Here is a 15,985-nt window from a genome sequence, read left to right as displayed (position 1 = left end):
ATATGATTATCAACAGAGAAAGTTTCGATCTACATGGTAAAGCTGTGATGGAGAAAGTAAAATTTACTCCACCTTTTAAGGCCAATACCAAAATGGAAAATGAAGCTTGTTTTTTACATATTCTAAAAGGAGAAGCTGAATTATACGTTCCTCAAGAAAAGTTATCGGTGCAATCTTCCGATAGTCTCTTTATGAAATGTGGTGCGTATATGAACTTCTGGAAGGAAAATAAAGACGAAAAGCATAATGAGGCCATTCTTGTTCATCTATATCCAGAAACTTTACAATCTATTTATGCAAATCAACAGCCTTCATTTTTATCAGAGAATAAGGGGAAGAAACATAGTACAGCTGAAAAGCTTAAGATTTCTTCGATGATTGAAAATTATATCAGTAGCCTAAATTTTTATTTTGAAAATCCTTCCATTGTCACAGATGAATTGATTCAATTAAAAGTAAAGGAATTGTTATTACTCTTAGTCAACTCTCATTTTTCTGAAAATTTGAGTCATATGTTCAGTGATTTATTTAGTCCTGTGAATTTAGATTTCAAAAATATGATTAAAACTCACCTATACGAAGACATTAGTGTACAAGATTATGCGAGTATTGCAGGGATGAGTTTATCGACTTTTAAAAGGAAATTTCAAAGCATCTATGATTGTTCACCTAAGCGTTACATCAATCAGAAAAGATTAGAAAAAGCTAAGGACCTTTTGATGAATACCGACATGAGGGTGTCAAATATAGCTTACGATTGTGGCTTTAATGATATCAGTTATTTCTCTAAAAGCTTTCATGCACAGTTTAATAGTAGTCCTTCCGATTATAGAAAAAAAACCACTAACCTTTTGATCTATATTACTAATAATCATAAAGTTAACGGTTTTTCGGTTCGAGAAAAATGGGTTATTTCCCGGGTATATATTTCATCGATATTCTTTAAAATTAGAAAAAATATTAGAAAGAATTTGTTAATAAATCAACTTGAAAAATAAGCATTTCTAAAATGTGGCTTTACAGATCGTAAAGCCACATTTTTTATAAAAAAAAATTTTTGAGGTAAAAATTATTAATTATATAAATTAAATTTCTATATTTGACCAATCAGTCAATTATAACTAATTTTTATACTCAAACATGAAAAACTTTCAATCGATCGTAATGATCATTTTATTCTCTGTAACAAGTGTTTTTTCACAAGAGAAAGAGATCCTAGAAAAGTACGGTATTACTGTAAACACACTTCAAGAAGGTTTAAAAGAAGGCGAAAAAGCGTATACTTTTAAAGCAAAAGACCAAAACGGTGAAACATTTGATTTAAAGAAAGCACTTAAAAAAGGTCCTGTAGTTCTAAATTTCTACAGAGGTAGTTGGTGCCCTTATTGCACTAAACACCTAAAGAATGTGCAAGATTCTTTGTCGTTAATTGAAGCAACAGGTGCTACTTTTATTGCCGTTACTCCAGAACTTGCTGAGGGCAATTTAGAATTGGCCAAAAAGAAAGGTTTCACTTTTGATATCGTTGAAGATTCAAAATTAGAAATTATGAACGGCTACAAAGTAACATTTGATGTGAATGAGGGCTACCAAGAAATGCTTAAAAAATATGAGCGTGACCTTACAAAGATCAATGCAATTAAAAGAGCAACTCTCCCAATTCCGGCAACTTACATTATCAGTCAGGATGGTACGATCTTAAAAAGACACTATGATCCGAACTATAAAGTAAGGATGTCTGTGAAAGAAACTTTGTCTGTTCTAGAAAATATTTAATTTTTTTTCATCAGTCACTAGGGGTTTCCATTACTTTTTACACATGTATTAGTGAACCTGAAGAGATACATAGTAGTAATTAATTAGTAATGAGAAATTCATTGGAACACCTTGATTATCATATAGTCAAGGTGTTTTTGTGTTATTTCAAAATGAATCAAATAGAGTTTGATTTAATTATTGTACTTACTCTTCGTCTTATGATTGTATCGAATGAAGTATTTAATGACAAAAAATATCGTTACTGGAATTCCAATGAATATCAGAATTAAAATTACGTATGGATAAATTAGAGTAAGATGTTCTGAAAAAGACAATGTTCTTTCATGAGTATCTACCAAATTTCCTGAACTGTCATTTAGACTCCATTTTTCAGTACAACTGCATAAAAAGATGGTGATTAATAGGATTAGGTTTCTCATTATTTAATTAGATTGAATTTATAAGAGGTTTAGATTTAGAATCGTACTTATTTATAGAACTCAAATCTAATTACTTCATCTAGTTACAACAATGTTATTTGACAACATTAGGAATAATCTGAACCGCAATCTGAACAAGTTATTTATCCCATTTTTAAATTATAACATCACTAGTTCAATTTAATTCCTAGTGAACTAAATAAAGAAAGCCCTAAATGTAATACAAACTACATTTAGGGCTCTTCCACTTTATTTTTGTGAATGATTATTTCATCACTGCTTTATCTTTTTCGAAAGGTTTTTTCTTCACTAGAAAATACATTTTGTATTCCTTCTCACCTACCTCATGTTTTTCTTGTACATCGTACTTATTCACGGTACCATTATTTCTTAAATGGTATTGTATTACTTTACTTACCGTTTCTTGATCATGATGTGGTTCCGTAACTAGTGTATATCTAGGTATTGATTTATTTAAATCTACTTCCAAATGATATTTTACACTTCCATTTATCAAAGAATTTGACCAATATAAATTGTCAGTGACCTTTGTGAAGGTAAGAGCTAAATCATCCGAATGCCATGATGGTCTACTTTGAGCATGAAGAGTATTCAGTGTTACAAAGCATAATAAAATAAGTAGTTGTTTGAAAATAGTTTTCATGATGTTTCTCATTTAGTCAGTTATTTAACTTAATGAAGTTAAAAAAAGCTTGTTCTATTTCATATAACTCTAATCATTAAAAAAAGGTTACTTTAATTATGGTTAGAAAATATGAAATTTTAATTATTGCCTCAAAAATATAAAAAAAGCACTCTAATAAGAGTGCTTCATTTTATAATGTCCCTAATTTAGGGTTATAAATCAACATTTCGATATAATAATGTAAACCTGTTTGAAATTGCTTATGAGTGTAATTCACTATGAAAATACAATCATTGGCTTTTCCATTAAATGTTCCATCTTTGCCATCTGCCTTTCTAGTCAACTTCACCTTAAAATAATGGTTTAGAGACTGTATAAATTTTTGTATCTCAGCTTGTGATAACAATTTAGGATTACCGCCTTTTTCTGGACTAAATATTAGTGAGTAGACAACATCTTCGTTGTTTCTCGCTGCTGTTAAATTTCCATACTGTCCACCAAAAGAAATTTTTGTTGAGGAGTGTTTATTACTCTCTAAAGGTTTTCCAATTACATAACCTTTCAAATTAATTTGTGCATAAGAAGCAGTTGTTACTAAAAATAGTAACAAAAATAATGATCGTTTCATTTTGTACTTAGTTGAAGTTGAGTTGGGGATTGAGTAAAATTACTCTTTTGTTGAAGTCTTAATTACTCCAATTTGTTTTATGTCGCCATCTGAGTTAATTACAGAAAGACGATAAAATTTCTTTGGTCTTCTTAAATCAAAAGTGTAACGGTGCTTATATCTAATTTTTTCATAAGCATTTACCTCGTTAACTAATTTCCATTTTTCAGAATTATCAGATGATTCAATTAAGAAAAATTTCACATCGACACCTGCATATGTTTCCCATTGAAGCATACCGTTACGGTAATCGAAGTTTTCTACTTCAGAAGTTTTTTCTGGATTTTCATTTTCCGGAATATTTGAGGCTTGAGTAACAGAAGTATAAACTAATAAAAGAATAAGCCCTAAATAGAATGTTAAGTGTTTCATTTTGGTAAGCGTTAATTAGAAGAAAATTAAAAAGTCATTACTATTGATGTCGTATGCTTTATAATGTAATGACGCAGTACATGAGTGAAAGTTGCAAAATTGATTCCAAGGTTTACTGTTTGAAATCAATTTTGATGTAATATTTTGATAAATACCTGAATAATAATACAATATAATCTTGATATTGTTTAATTGAAACACCTGAAAATTTAACTTTAGTTCTTTTTTAAAGGAACAATTTCTGAGATCCAATTAAAGTGCTGAGCCACAATTTCTCTTTTATGCTCCTTGATATAATCCAAAAAAGCCTGAGCAGTTGGTGAGAATTGCTTTTGTTTTAACCACACCAATCTCCATGTAGAAGAAAGAGGTAAATCTTTTCTAGGAATTATATGTAATTCTTGGTTTGCTAATTCATTTCTAATGCCTATTAATGGAATAATAGAATAGCCTAAACCTGCAATTAATGCTTGTTTAACAGCTTCATTTGACTTTAACTCCATTTTCTTTTGAACTTTTCTGGTTGAAAGGTATTTGTCCATTGCCGCCCTAGTCGCTGAACCTTTTTCTCTAAAAATGAAAGGCCTATCTTTTCTTAAATCAGGTGTATTGCCCACTAAAAAAAGATTATTCTGTAATAAAGGTTCCTCCTCTAAGTTCAAATCTGAAGGGCTAACAGATACCAAAGCAAAATCAATTTCATTGTTTCTAAGGCTTTCAATTACTAATGATTTATTCGTCACATCTAGTTCTAATTCAACAGAAGTATGATTTTGCATAAAATCTTTTAAGAAATATGGGATCACATATTTGCCGGTAGAAACGCATGAAACCTTCAATTTCCCGGCGATCTCAGCCCCATATTCTTTGGTTTTATATTTCAGTTTATCAGATTCAGATACGATGCTTTCTGCAATTTCTGCAATATTGTTCCCAAAGTCTGTAATATATAACTTCCTACCAATCACCTCGGTAAGTTGATAATCAAATTGTTGTTGAAAGTTTTTAAGTTGAATAGATAATGCGGGCTGTGTCATGTGCATGTTCTCAGCAGCCTTAGTGATGCTTTTTTGTTTGACCACCTCTAAAAATACCTGTAGTTGATGTAGCGTGAAATTCATAAAAATTATTTATAGTTTGCATTAAATATATAAATAAAAATAAATGAAAAAAAATAATTTACTTTGTGACAAGGAAAAAGGAAAAAAGTTTTTCTCATAACGTTCACTCAAAATTTTTGGTTTACAATAACCGTCACTTTTAACTATGAAAGAACTAAAGTTACAACTCATCGACAATGCATACAATGCAGAAGAGTCTAAAGAACTTTTGATTTCAATCTTGGATCATAAGATCCAATTTCTAAACAAGAAAATCTTCGAGCGCTTCTTGAAAGGTAATACAGAAGGAGAAGATTTAGAAGGAAGAGTTGAAGAATTAAAAGCTGAAAAAGAGCAGTTAATTCAATCACTAAATCAATATAAGGATAGCGATGCTGTCTTTGAAGTTGATTGTCATGTAACCGTTGCTAGAAGAGAGCTAGCTGAAGTTTAAAGAAATCTCATGTGAGTAGATTAACAAGACTGTCATAAAACCATTTGGTCACATCTAAATGTGTTTTATGGCAGCACCAAACTAATTCAACTATACCATTATGAATGTAGATCTATTTCTAGAGAACATTACCAATCCAGCCCTATTATTCTTTCTACTGGGCATTGTCGCAGCACAAATAAAAAGCGATTTAAGTATTCCAGAAAATTCATCAAAATTTATATCACTTTATCTATTGTTTGCCATAGGCTTTAAAGGCGGTCAGGAATTATCACACAGTGAATTCACTTTTGATATCCTATCCATGGTATTCTTGGGTATCATCGTATCGGTAATCATTCCTATATACAGTTTCTTTCTTTTAAAAAGAAAATTAGGAATTGATAATGCAGGAGCTATCGCCTCCGCTTATGGATCTATTAGTGCAGTAACATTTATTACTTGCGTCTCATTTCTAGAATTAAACAATATAAGTTTTGGAGGGCATATGATAGCAATAATGGCCATCATGGAAGCTCCAGCAATTATTGTTGGAGTTTTTTTAATGTCGATGTTTTCTAAAACCAGAGAAAATAAGATCAATACATGGGAAATTGTCAAGCACTCCCTCACAAATGGCAGTGTTTTATTACTTGTCGGTAGTTTGGTTATCGGCTTAATAGTAAGTGATGATCAAGCGAAAGGCATCGCCCCGTTCACCACCGATATTTTCAAAGGATTTTTAGTCATCTTTCTTTTAGATATGGGAATTAGTAGCGGTAAAAAACTCTCCGCATTCTGTAAAAATGGAATTTTTCCCTTTGCATTTGGCATCGTTATCCCATTATTAAATGGAGTAATCATCGCCCTTGTCAGTGGATGGATCACTCAAGAAGTTGGAGATCGATTACTCATCTCCATACTTGCAGCCGGCGCCTCCTACATTGCCGTCCCTGCCGCAATGAAAATTGCAGCCCCCAAAGCCAATCCCGGATTATATATCCCAATGGCCCTAGCCGTTACATTTCCTTTCAATATCACTATTGGAATGCCAATATACTATCAGATCATTTCAGGCGTATAATATTTTACTAGTCAAGATCCACTAAGGAAGTTTCAAATTGAGACTTCCTTTTTATGTTAGAAAAAATCATTAAAACCAACTGTGTAATATCTAACTCAAAAACATTCTACTAATCAATTAGTTCTCAATAAAAAAACAGAACATATGATTATAGAAACTACCCACGGAAAACACCTATCCACTGCAGCAGAAGAAAAATTGGTCGGAAAAAACCATCCACTACTCAGAGTCTTATTTTCAAGAATGAGATCAAATCCTTATCAAATCATAGCCACCAACCTACCTATCTCTTTTGATGCTGAAATTAGGTCCCAATTAGATTTTGCAAGAGTCATTCTTAAAACAAAAGGCATCATTGTCAGAATCAAAATCAAAGTCAAAACTTATGATTGGTTTATCCCATTTTATCATTTAGCACTATATCAAACAGAAAATAATCTTACGATTCATGCGCAAGGATTCTTTTTGAGATTCTATGAGTTAAATGATGATCATTATCGATTTTGGAAAAAAATGATGAGTTGTAAAAATGAGGTTTTAAATTAAAAATGAAAAGTGATAAGTTAAAAATGAAAAACGTAGTTAGTTATACTTTTCGTGTACACAATTTATACTTAGCACATTTTAGTGAAGAGCATTTTTCTTTTGCTACAATGGTGCTTGTTGTGAAATTGCGGAATAAATATAAGTAACCTACTTTTCAATTGATTTTTAATAAGATACATCAATACTTTCTTTCAAAAATAAACCGTCTTCTTCTTTATTTGATATTTTCGGGTATCAAATTTTTAACCCTTAAAATACAACCCATGAATTTAAAAGAAGTAATGAATTGGCGTTACTCTACAAAGGAGTTTGACCCAACAAAAAAAATCTCAGATGAAGATTTTGATCAGATCAAAAACTTGCTTCGAATGTGTGCCTCAAGTACCAACATTCAACCATGGCACTTTATTATCGCAAGCTCTGAGGAAGGTAAAAAACGAATCGCAAAAGGTACACAAGGATTCTTTGTTTTTAATGAACCAAAAGTTTTAAACGCTTCACATGTAGTTTTATTTTGTTCAAGAACAACTGCAAATGAAGACTATATGCTACATGTATTGGATAAAGAAGACAAAGACGGTCGCTTCGCCCAACAAGAATTTAAAGATCAAATGCATGGTGGTCGTAACGTATTTGCAGATATCCATAAATACGATCTAAAAGATCTCCAACATTGGATGGACAAACAAGTCTACCTAAACATAGGTAACCTACTACTTGGTGCCGCAGTCATGGGAATTGACGCTGTGCCAATGGAAGGCCTCGACATGAAAGCAATGGATGAAGAATTTGGACTCAGAGAAAAAGGTTTTACTTCTTTATGTCTTGTATCTCTTGGATATAGGGCTGAGGAGGATTTTAATGCGAAATTGCCGAAGTCGAGACTATCAAGTGACGAGATTTTCACATTGATATAAACTTTTTGAAATTAAAAATGAAAAGTTAAAAATGAAAAACGTAGTTAGTTAAGCTGTACGTGTACATAGAATTAACTAACTACGTTTTTTATTATTGGTATTAGTAAGACTTTTAATTATGTTTGAATAATTAACGCTTAACATTCATTCTAATTATAAACATCATGTGTCTTGTTGCTGAAAAATCTTTCCAACTCTCTATTCGCATTGTCAACTCCTATAAATATCTTTCTGATCAGAAAAATGAATTTATTATGTCAAAACAATTATTGAGATCAGGTACATCTATAGGAGCAAATATTTCAGAAGCAGAATTTGCACAAAGTAAATCAGACTTTATTCATAAACTGTCAATATCATTAAAAGAGACCAATGAAAGTATATATTGGATTCGCTTATTACATGCCACATCATATTTAACGGATATAATGTATACAAGCCTTCTAAATGATCTCAAAGATATCAAACACATCTTGATGAAAATTATCAATACTTCAAAATCAAAAACGTAATTAGTAAATACCGTTTACACGAACTATTTAACTAACTACGTTTTTCATTTTTAACTTTTCATTTTTAATTTATCAACTCCATCCTCCCCCCAAAGCTCTATACAACCTAATCAACTCCGTAATCTTATCTAGCTTGTTATTCACTAGAATAAGTTCGGAAGCCAAAAGGTTTTGGCGAGCAGTGACTACTTCTAAGTAGTTAGCAGAGCCAGAGACCAAGAGATCCTGAGAATATTGTACTGCAAGGCGGTAGGCTTCACATTCTGCTTCTTGGTTGATAATTTTTTGTTCTTGTTTATCGATGATTAAAACGGAGTTGGAAACTTCATGACCTGCAAGAAGAATCTGTTTTTCGAAATTGTGGAGTGCTATTTTTTCTTGACTCTGTGTGATTTCGTAATTTGTTTTAATCTGACGTTGATTCCAGATCGGTTGTGTGACTTGTCCTAATACATTGAATAGGAAAGATTGTGGGTTAAACCAATCTTGGACTTGAATACTTTGGAGACCACCGGATGCCGTAATTCTAAATGATGGGTAGAAATTGGCTTTGGCGATATTTACATTTTCGAAAGCGGTGATAAGATTGTACTCCGCTGCTTTTACGTCTGGGCGATTTTCTAAAAGTTGAATAGGCAAACCTACGTCTAATTGAAAATCAAATTGATCGTTGAAAATGGAATCTCTTTCTATGGATTGACCTGCTTCTCCCATTAAAAATGAGATGGCGTTTTCGGAGATTTCGATGTTCTTTTCAGCTTCAACTAAAAGTACTTTAGAGTTATAAAGTAGTGCTTCAGTTTGTTTTACAGCGACTAAAGTCAATTCTCCCGATTCGTAAAGTGCCTGTGTTACTTCTAAACTTTCCTCTCTCGATTTGATCGTTTTTAATAAGATTTCTCTTTGTTTATCAAAGCCAATCAAACGGTAATAGTTATAAGCTACCTGACTCACGATATCAGATACTATGGCTTTTTTTACTTCCTCTTGGGTCAATAAATTCATTCTTGACGCTTCGGTGGTAGCTTTTAGTTTACCCCAAATATCGGCTTCCCAAGAAACATCAACCCCTACATTATATTGTTGCTGATTTCCAAAAACACTACCTACAGGTGTGTTGGCTGAGTTTTGAGTATATCCAGCGCCTATATTTCCATTGATTGATGGAAGGTTGACACTCTTTCCTTGCAAAAACAACGACTTGGCAATCTCAACATTTTCGTAGGCTATGCGTACGTCGTAATTATTTGATATTGCTTTCTGGATATAGTCATTTAGCAGTCTGTCTTTAAAGAAGTCTGACCACTGTATTTGTCCGAAGTTTTCAGATTTATCGACATTCTCATTACTAATTCTGTAGAGATGATCGTTATCTACCTCGACTGTTCGATTATATTCTTTACGAATTAAACAAGAAGAGAAGAGTGTGCTGATCAACACACCCATCCATATATATTTAATTTTATGCATGTTCTAATTTCTCTTTTTTAGGTTCTTGATGAGGTCTCTTCGGTACAATCTTCTCATGAAGACCTTGGAAAACCACAAACAATACTGGGATAAAAATTAAACCTAATAAGGTACCCACCAACATACCTGCTACTGCACCTGTACCAATCGATAGGTTACCTGCAGCACCAACTCCTTTGGCCATTACTAATGGTGTTAAACCTAAAATAAAAGCAAAAGAAGTCATCAAAATTGGACGAATACGTTCTTTTGCTCCTTCAATGGCCGCATCGTATAAGGAGTAGCCTTCGTTCCTTCGTTGGAGGGCGAACTCAATAATCAAAATGGCATTTTTGGCGAGTAGACCTACCAACATAATCATGGCAATTTGGAAGTAGATGTTGTTTTCCAAACCTCTCCAATATGTAAAACTATAAGCACCTAACACCCCAAACGGTAAAGAGAACAATACAGCAAATGGCAATACATAACTTTCGTATTGAGCGGCCAAGAACAGGTAAGTAAACAAGATACTCAACATGAAAATGTAAACGGATTGTCCAGATGAACTGATCTCTTCTCTCGTTAAACCAGAGTAAGCAATTTCATAATTCATCGGTAAGGTTTCGGCTGCAATTCTATTAATCTCTTTGATGGCCTCACCAGAACTGTGACCCGGCATCACCCCACCATTTACTGATACTGCATTATATAAGTTGAAACGTTTGATCGATTGAGGACCATAGGAACGTTTCAATTTCACAAATTCAGAAATCTGCACCATGGTACCTTCACTGTTTCTTACAAACATATTATCCAAGCTTCCTTCATTCTTACGATCTTCAGGTTTCACTTGCATATTTACTCTCAGCTGTTTACCAAACCTTGTGAAGTCGGCAACATAATAACCACCAATAAAACCTTGCATTGACTTAAAGATATCTCCAATAAGTACTTTGGATTCTTTCGCCTTGGCTACATCAATTTCCATCTCCAATTGAGGGAAATTCACGTTAAATGAATTGGAGGCAAAGGCAATCACATCGGATTTCATAATCTCATTAGTGAAATTTGTCGCCACTTCATCCAACCCAGATAACTGACCTGATGCTTTATCAAGAATCTGTAATTCGAAACCATCCGAACTACCGAAACCTGGAATACTTGGAGGAACAAAGAAGATGGTTTTGGCTGTTTTAATATGTGCCGTCCTTTTCTTCATTTCTGCTAAAATTCCTTCAATACTCGTTTCTGGAGTAATTCTTTCGTCGTATCCCTTAAGGAGTACGAAACCTAAGGCATACGAACTACCAGCACCCGAGAAGAAGTTAGAACCCGATCTCATTGACGCTGAATGGATACCCGGAACGTCTTTAATGGCCGCTAACATTTCTTCTGTCATAGCAAAAGTACGGTCCAATGATGAACCAATCGGAAGTTCCATATTGATAAAAATTACTCCTCTATCTTCAGAAGGCACAAAACCTGATGGTGTTTTTTCGTTGAAGTATAATATACCTGCAAACGATAAAATGATGGCTACCAATGTCAGCCATTTTACTTTTAAGAATAGCTCCAAGATACGAGTATATTTCTTGACAGCTACATCAAAAGCTATGTTGAATACTTCGTAAAATCTATCGAAGAATGATTTTTTCTCTTCTCCATCGTGTTTTCTTAAGAACATCACACAAAGTGCTGGACTCAACGTCAAGGCATTTACTGCAGATATCAAAATAGAGATAATCAGAGTTACCCCGAATTGCTCATAGAATACACCTGATGGTCCTTTTATGAAAGTAATTGGTACGAAAACGGCGGCCATTACTAATGTTACCGAGATAATCGCACCCGAGATTTCGCTCATTGCCGTACTTGTAGCTCTATGAGAATCCTCTTCCCCATTGTCCATTTTGGCATGGACGGCCTCGACGACTACAATGGCGTCATCCACCACAATACCAATGGCGAGCACCAAAGCAAATAAGGTCAATAAATTGACAGAATAGCCTAATACTCCTAAGAAAAAGAAGGTACCAATAATGGCTACTGGAACCGCAATTGCAGGAATTAATGTCGATTTAAAATCTTGTAAAAAGATCCACACTACAAGGAATACAAGAATGAAAGCTTCAATTAAAGTCACTTGTACTTTTTTCATTGATGCTGTCAAGAACTTGTTTGTATCGTAGTTGATCACATATTTTACGCCATCAGGAAACGTTTTTTCCAAGCGTTTTAACTCTAGGTGAAGGTTTTCAATTACTTCCTGAGCATTGGATCCAGGCGTTTGGAACACACCAAAACTCACACTTGGGTGACCCAAAGTAATTGATTTTGTATCGTAAGAAAAGGCATCCAATTCTACTTCCGCCACATCTTTTAGACGTAGAAAACGACCATTACCTTCCGAGCGAATAATAATGTCTTTGTATTCTTGTGGTGTTTTATAACGTCCTTTATATTTGATCACGAATTCGAAAGGTGAGCCTGAGTTTTGACCTAATGCTCCCGCAGCTGCTTCCAAACTTTGCTCATTAATAGCATTCTGAATATCTGCAGTTGTTAAAGAGTACGTCGACATTTTTGCAGGGTCCAACCATATTCTCATGGAGTAATCTCTTGCTCCGAAAACGTTTACAGCAGCCACCCCTTTTACCCTTTGCAATTCAGGTTTTAGTTGGATGTTGAAATAGTTGGTCACGAACGTCTCTCCGTAATCCTTATTTTCTGAATAAATCGCTGCATATAATAAGGCAGAGTTTTCTTTCTTTTCTGTAATTACACCACCACGAATTACTTCTGATGGTAATTTAGAATTGGCTCTTGCTACCCTGTTTTGTACGTTTACGGCAGCCACATCGGGATCAATACCTTGTTCGAAGAAAACTGTAATCGATGCCGCACCGTCGTTAGATGCACTAGAAGTCATGTACGTCATTCCCTCCACACCGTTAATCTGTTCCTCAATAGGTACAATAACACTTTCAAGAATTGTTTGTGCACTCGCTCCAGGGTAACTTGCTGTTACTGCTACAGTTGGAGGGGCAATATTTGGATACTGTGATACAGGTAGATCCATATAACCTAGTATACCCAACAAAGTAATTACAATAGAAATTACAGTGGATAGTACCGGTCTATCTATAAATTTTTGTAACATGAAGTTGATTTTTTCTTATTTGAATGCCGTTTGATAAGTATCTAAAACTTCATCCACAGTGGTTAGTTTTGATTTAATTTTTTGTCCAGATCGAACAACGTTTACACCTTCAGCAAGGATTTTGTCACCCTTCTCAATACCGTGGTCGATCACTAACAAACGATCTGTCTTGATAGAAGTCGTAATTTTTTTAGTATATAAAGAGTCAGTTTCTGAAACTTTGTAAACGATCGTCTGACCTTGTTGCTCAAAAGTAGATTGATAAGGAATGACCAAAGCATCTTTCACTTCGTTCTTTACAATGACTCTTGCACTACTACCGTCTCTCAGAATACCTTCTTGGTTAGGGAATTTTGCTCTAAATGATACTGATCCCGTTTCCTGATTGATACTACCAGAAATCGTTACAATATTTCCTTCATTAGCATACAAAGATCCATCGGCTAATAGCAACTGTACACTTGGTAAGTTTTTGATTTTCTCTTCCATATCTTTTCCTTTTACATCTTTCGTAAAAGAAAGGAAGTCTTTTTCGTTCATCGAGAAGTAAGCAAACACATTTTCAATATCAGATACTTCCGTTAGAGAGGCCGTATTCGGTCCCACCAAAGTACCTTGTCTAAAGTTAATTGAACCCACTACTCCATTCACCGGACTAGTAATTGTGGCATAACTAATATTCGCATAGATGGTATTTAGATTACTCTTCATCTCTGCCAATTTCGCCTCTGCCGTCTTCAATTGGATTTCTGATATTACTTTCTTTTCTACCAAAGGGCGAAGACGAGCCACTTCAACTTCGGCTACTTCTACTTGTGCCTTCGCAGTTTGTACTTGCTCGCTTAAAGAAGCTGTTTCTATATGAAAAAGTTTCTGTCCTTTTCGAACTTTCTGACCTTCATCTACATATACGGCATCGATATAACCACTAATTTTTGCACGTACTTCACTACTCACCTCACCCTTTACACTTGCGGGGTAAGCCTTTTCGTAAGATACATCTCTAATTTCAGCTTGAACAACTTTATATGGATGAATAGGTTTGTTATTAGCTACTTTCTTTTCCTCAGCACACGAAAGTATAAGAAGCGATAATAGGAGAATTAATAAATTCCTGAACATGTTAATGCTTAGTCAAAAGGGTTGTTGATAATTTAGCTTTAGCAAGTTCTTATTTTATTATTAATTGTTTAAACAAATTTACAAACATTACCTATTTTTAAATTCGTTTAAATTTAAACTGATGAGAAATTACAAATATTGTAAGTAATGTTATCGGTAATTATCAAAATGAAAAAAATCCATTGCAACTTAATGTCACAATGGATTTTAAATCAACTATTAATGTTATGAGACGATAAATACGAAGTTACACTAATTCTGCTGTCGATTCGATTTCTCTTAATGACTTCGAAACCTCCTCAACAAGCAATGTATTTACCGATAAATCAGCCTCCCAAAGAGTATCGTAACTCAATACTTTTTTCACTAATTCATCTAAACTGAAATATTCTGATCTGTATTCTTCCCAAACTGTACCTAACAGCTCCACAACATCGGCGTTGTCTTGTGCTTCAAATCCTACTTTATTTTTCGGATCATACAATTTGATCAAACTTGCAAAAGATTTGCTTAAATAAGCTGGTGCTTTTTGCTCTTTTTCCATGTACGAAACAATCGAAGGCAACACTCTTGTCTTAAACTTAGGGAAAGAGTTTAAAGAGATACTCTTTAAATAGTGCTGGATAAATGGATTTCTAAAACGATCCAATACATCGTCTTTGAACTCCGTTAAACCTTCTGCTGCTGGTAGAGAAGGAATGATTTCTTGAGTCAAAGCATCATTCACAAACTGACCAACTGTAGCGTCTTCGATATTTTCTCTTACCGTTGGAATGCCTGCCAATAAACCTACCGGTACCATCAAAGTGTGTGCTCCGTTTAGGATTCTCACTTTTCTCGTTCTGTAAGGGGCTTGATTATCCGTTACGATAATATTCAAACCAGCTTTTTCAAAAGGCAATACTTCCTTAATTGATTGATCACCTTCCATGACCATCAAATGGAATTGCTCCCCTTCTACTACCAACTGATCTTCAAATCCTAACTCTTCGTGAATCTCTTTGATTCTGTCTTTCGGATAACCTGGAACAATTCTATCCACTAAAGTATTATAGAATGTACAAGCCGAATCTAACCAAGTTTTAAAATCATCTGATAAGCCCCAATCAGCAGCATATTTTAGAATGATTTCTTTTAGTTTGACACCGTTTTTATCAATTAATTCGCATGGAAGAATAATTAAACCTTTTGATGCATCTCCTTTGAAATGTTCAAAACGGTGGTTCAAGAAAGCTGTCAACTTTGCTGGGAAACTATCTTGAACTTTATCTTTCGCATCACCTGCTTTATAAGTGATACCCGCTTCTGTTGTATTAGAGAAAACGAATTTTAATTCTTCCTCTTCTGCTAATTGCAAATAAGCGTTATAATCTTCGTAAGGATTGACCACCGATTGGATACAATCCACTAACATTTTCTTATTGATAAGCTGACCTTTTTCAATACCATTTAAATACAAATGATATAAACCGTCTTGTGAAGAAAGTAGCTCGCCTAAACCTTGTGGAATTGGTTGTACTACAGCAACACCTGCGTTAAAGTCTGCTTTTTCGTTCATTTCATGGATCATCCAATCGATGAATGCTCTCAAGAAATTACCTTCACCAAATTGAAGGACTTTTATAGGACGCTTTTCTACGTTTGCTGTTGTTCTATTTAATTGCATAGTTCTAATTGTTTTTGATGTTGATTAAGCAGTTATACAATCAAAATCGGAAGTTTTAAATCTTCTTTTTTTGACTACTCTACGTTAGAATTTCATCACGTAACTAAGGC

The 15,985-nt window shown here is 34.0% G+C and carries 15 protein-coding genes; 7 read left to right on the top strand and 8 right to left on the bottom strand.

The window, feature by feature from the left end:
* Window positions 1-2: 2 nt before the first annotated feature.
* Together MY04_RS23105 and MY04_RS23100 are read left to right on the top strand one after the other, a co-directional pair.
* Window positions 3-998, top strand: a complete 996-nt coding sequence (locus MY04_RS23105) for a helix-turn-helix domain-containing protein (protein WP_066214785.1) — start codon at window positions 3-5, stop codon at window positions 996-998.
* Window positions 999-1,140: 142 nt separating this feature from the next.
* The gene (locus MY04_RS23100; RefSeq protein WP_066214783.1) at window positions 1,141-1,776 is read left to right on the top strand and encodes a peroxiredoxin-like family protein; all 636 of its coding nucleotides are present in this window, start codon (window positions 1,141-1,143) and stop codon (window positions 1,774-1,776) included.
* A gap of 687 nt (window positions 1,777-2,463) precedes the next feature.
* Here the strand turns inward: MY04_RS23100 and MY04_RS23095 are convergent.
* From MY04_RS23095 to MY04_RS23080, 4 genes are all read right to left on the bottom strand, one after another.
* Window positions 2,464-2,862, bottom strand: a complete 399-nt coding sequence (locus tag MY04_RS23095) for a hypothetical protein (RefSeq protein ID WP_158297869.1) — start codon at window positions 2,860-2,862, stop codon at window positions 2,464-2,466.
* A 172-nt stretch (window positions 2,863-3,034) separates the two neighbouring features.
* Window positions 3,035-3,472: a hypothetical protein gene (locus MY04_RS23090; RefSeq protein ID WP_066214780.1), complete on the bottom strand. Its 438-nt coding sequence runs from the start codon at window positions 3,470-3,472 to the stop codon at window positions 3,035-3,037.
* A 39-nt stretch (window positions 3,473-3,511) separates the two neighbouring features.
* Window positions 3,512-3,883 carry a hypothetical protein gene (locus MY04_RS23085; RefSeq protein ID WP_066214778.1) on the bottom strand — a complete coding sequence of 124 codons (372 nt, stop codon included), beginning with the start codon at window positions 3,881-3,883 and terminating at the stop codon, window positions 3,512-3,514.
* Between the two features lie 215 nt (window positions 3,884-4,098).
* The gene (locus MY04_RS23080) at window positions 4,099-5,004 is read right to left on the bottom strand and encodes a LysR substrate-binding domain-containing protein (protein WP_066214776.1); all 906 of its coding nucleotides are present in this window, start codon (window positions 5,002-5,004) and stop codon (window positions 4,099-4,101) included.
* A 145-nt stretch (window positions 5,005-5,149) separates the two neighbouring features.
* Here MY04_RS23080 and MY04_RS23075 point away from each other — a divergent pair, with 145 nt between their 5' ends.
* From MY04_RS23075 to MY04_RS23055, 5 genes are all read left to right on the top strand, one after another.
* A complete protein-coding gene (locus tag MY04_RS23075) occupies window positions 5,150-5,437 on the top strand; it encodes a hypothetical protein (protein WP_066214773.1) in 288 nt (95 codons plus the stop codon).
* Between the two features lie 100 nt (window positions 5,438-5,537).
* Window positions 5,538-6,500, top strand: a complete 963-nt coding sequence (locus MY04_RS23070; RefSeq protein WP_066214771.1) for a sodium-dependent bicarbonate transport family permease — start codon at window positions 5,538-5,540, stop codon at window positions 6,498-6,500.
* 144 nt (window positions 6,501-6,644) lie between these two features.
* Window positions 6,645-7,046, top strand: coding sequence for a hypothetical protein (locus tag MY04_RS23065; RefSeq protein ID WP_066214769.1), 402 nt, complete (start codon window positions 6,645-6,647; stop codon window positions 7,044-7,046).
* A gap of 263 nt (window positions 7,047-7,309) precedes the next feature.
* A complete protein-coding gene (nfsB, locus tag MY04_RS23060) occupies window positions 7,310-7,963 on the top strand; it encodes an oxygen-insensitive NAD(P)H nitroreductase (protein WP_066214767.1) in 654 nt (217 codons plus the stop codon).
* Window positions 7,964-8,127: 164 nt separating this feature from the next.
* A complete protein-coding gene (locus MY04_RS23055; RefSeq protein WP_066214765.1) occupies window positions 8,128-8,475 on the top strand; it encodes a four helix bundle protein in 348 nt (115 codons plus the stop codon).
* A gap of 72 nt (window positions 8,476-8,547) precedes the next feature.
* Here MY04_RS23055 and MY04_RS23050 read toward each other — a convergent pair whose 3' ends face one another.
* The 4 genes from MY04_RS23050 to MY04_RS23035 form a co-directional block, all read right to left on the bottom strand.
* Window positions 8,548-9,945: a TolC family protein gene (locus tag MY04_RS23050; protein WP_066214763.1), complete on the bottom strand. Its 1,398-nt coding sequence runs from the start codon at window positions 9,943-9,945 to the stop codon at window positions 8,548-8,550.
* On the bottom strand, window positions 9,938-13,087 hold the full coding sequence (locus MY04_RS23045; protein WP_066214761.1) for an efflux RND transporter permease subunit: 3,150 nt from the start codon (window positions 13,085-13,087) through the stop codon (window positions 9,938-9,940). The genes MY04_RS23050 and MY04_RS23045 overlap by 8 nt, the downstream gene beginning before the upstream one ends.
* 15 nt (window positions 13,088-13,102) lie before the next feature.
* Complete coding sequence (locus MY04_RS23040) at window positions 13,103-14,209, bottom strand: efflux RND transporter periplasmic adaptor subunit (RefSeq protein WP_066214759.1); 1,107 nt, start codon at window positions 14,207-14,209, stop codon at window positions 13,103-13,105.
* A gap of 247 nt (window positions 14,210-14,456) precedes the next feature.
* A complete protein-coding gene (locus tag MY04_RS23035; RefSeq protein WP_066214757.1) occupies window positions 14,457-15,875 on the bottom strand; it encodes a tagaturonate reductase in 1,419 nt (472 codons plus the stop codon).
* Window positions 15,876-15,985: the final 110 nt, after the last annotated feature.

Origin of the sequence: Flammeovirga sp. MY04 (assembly GCF_001682195.2) — a bacterium.
Classification (GTDB): Bacteria; Bacteroidota; Bacteroidia; order Cytophagales; family Flammeovirgaceae; genus Flammeovirga; species Flammeovirga yaeyamensis.
Note: the sequence above shows the minus strand (reverse complement) of the source record. Positions and strands in the feature narration are given on the sequence as shown.

Bases quoted from the DNA above. Each gene is read 5' to 3' on its own strand.
- MY04_RS23105 (WP_066214785.1), top strand. From the start codon at position 3: ATGATTATCAACAGAGAAAGTTTCGATCTACATGGTAAAGCTGTGATG.
- MY04_RS23100 (WP_066214783.1), top strand. From the start codon at position 1,141: ATGAAAAACTTTCAATCGATCGTAATGATCATTTTATTCTCTGTAACA.
- MY04_RS23095 (WP_158297869.1), bottom strand. From the start codon at position 2,862: ATGAAAACTATTTTCAAACAACTACTTATTTTATTATGCTTTGTAACA.
- MY04_RS23090 (WP_066214780.1), bottom strand. From the start codon at position 3,472: ATGAAACGATCATTATTTTTGTTACTATTTTTAGTAACAACTGCTTCT.
- MY04_RS23085 (WP_066214778.1), bottom strand. From the start codon at position 3,883: ATGAAACACTTAACATTCTATTTAGGGCTTATTCTTTTATTAGTTTAT.
- MY04_RS23080 (WP_066214776.1), bottom strand. From the start codon at position 5,004: ATGAATTTCACGCTACATCAACTACAGGTATTTTTAGAGGTGGTCAAA.
- MY04_RS23075 (WP_066214773.1), top strand. From the start codon at position 5,150: ATGAAAGAACTAAAGTTACAACTCATCGACAATGCATACAATGCAGAA.
- MY04_RS23070 (WP_066214771.1), top strand. From the start codon at position 5,538: ATGAATGTAGATCTATTTCTAGAGAACATTACCAATCCAGCCCTATTA.
- MY04_RS23065 (WP_066214769.1), top strand. From the start codon at position 6,645: ATGATTATAGAAACTACCCACGGAAAACACCTATCCACTGCAGCAGAA.
- nfsB (WP_066214767.1), top strand. From the start codon at position 7,310: ATGAATTTAAAAGAAGTAATGAATTGGCGTTACTCTACAAAGGAGTTT.
- MY04_RS23055 (WP_066214765.1), top strand. From the start codon at position 8,128: ATGTGTCTTGTTGCTGAAAAATCTTTCCAACTCTCTATTCGCATTGTC.
- MY04_RS23050 (WP_066214763.1), bottom strand. From the start codon at position 9,945: ATGCATAAAATTAAATATATATGGATGGGTGTGTTGATCAGCACACTC.
- MY04_RS23045 (WP_066214761.1), bottom strand. From the start codon at position 13,087: ATGTTACAAAAATTTATAGATAGACCGGTACTATCCACTGTAATTTCT.
- MY04_RS23040 (WP_066214759.1), bottom strand. From the start codon at position 14,209: ATGTTCAGGAATTTATTAATTCTCCTATTATCGCTTCTTATACTTTCG.
- MY04_RS23035 (WP_066214757.1), bottom strand. From the start codon at position 15,875: ATGCAATTAAATAGAACAACAGCAAACGTAGAAAAGCGTCCTATAAAA.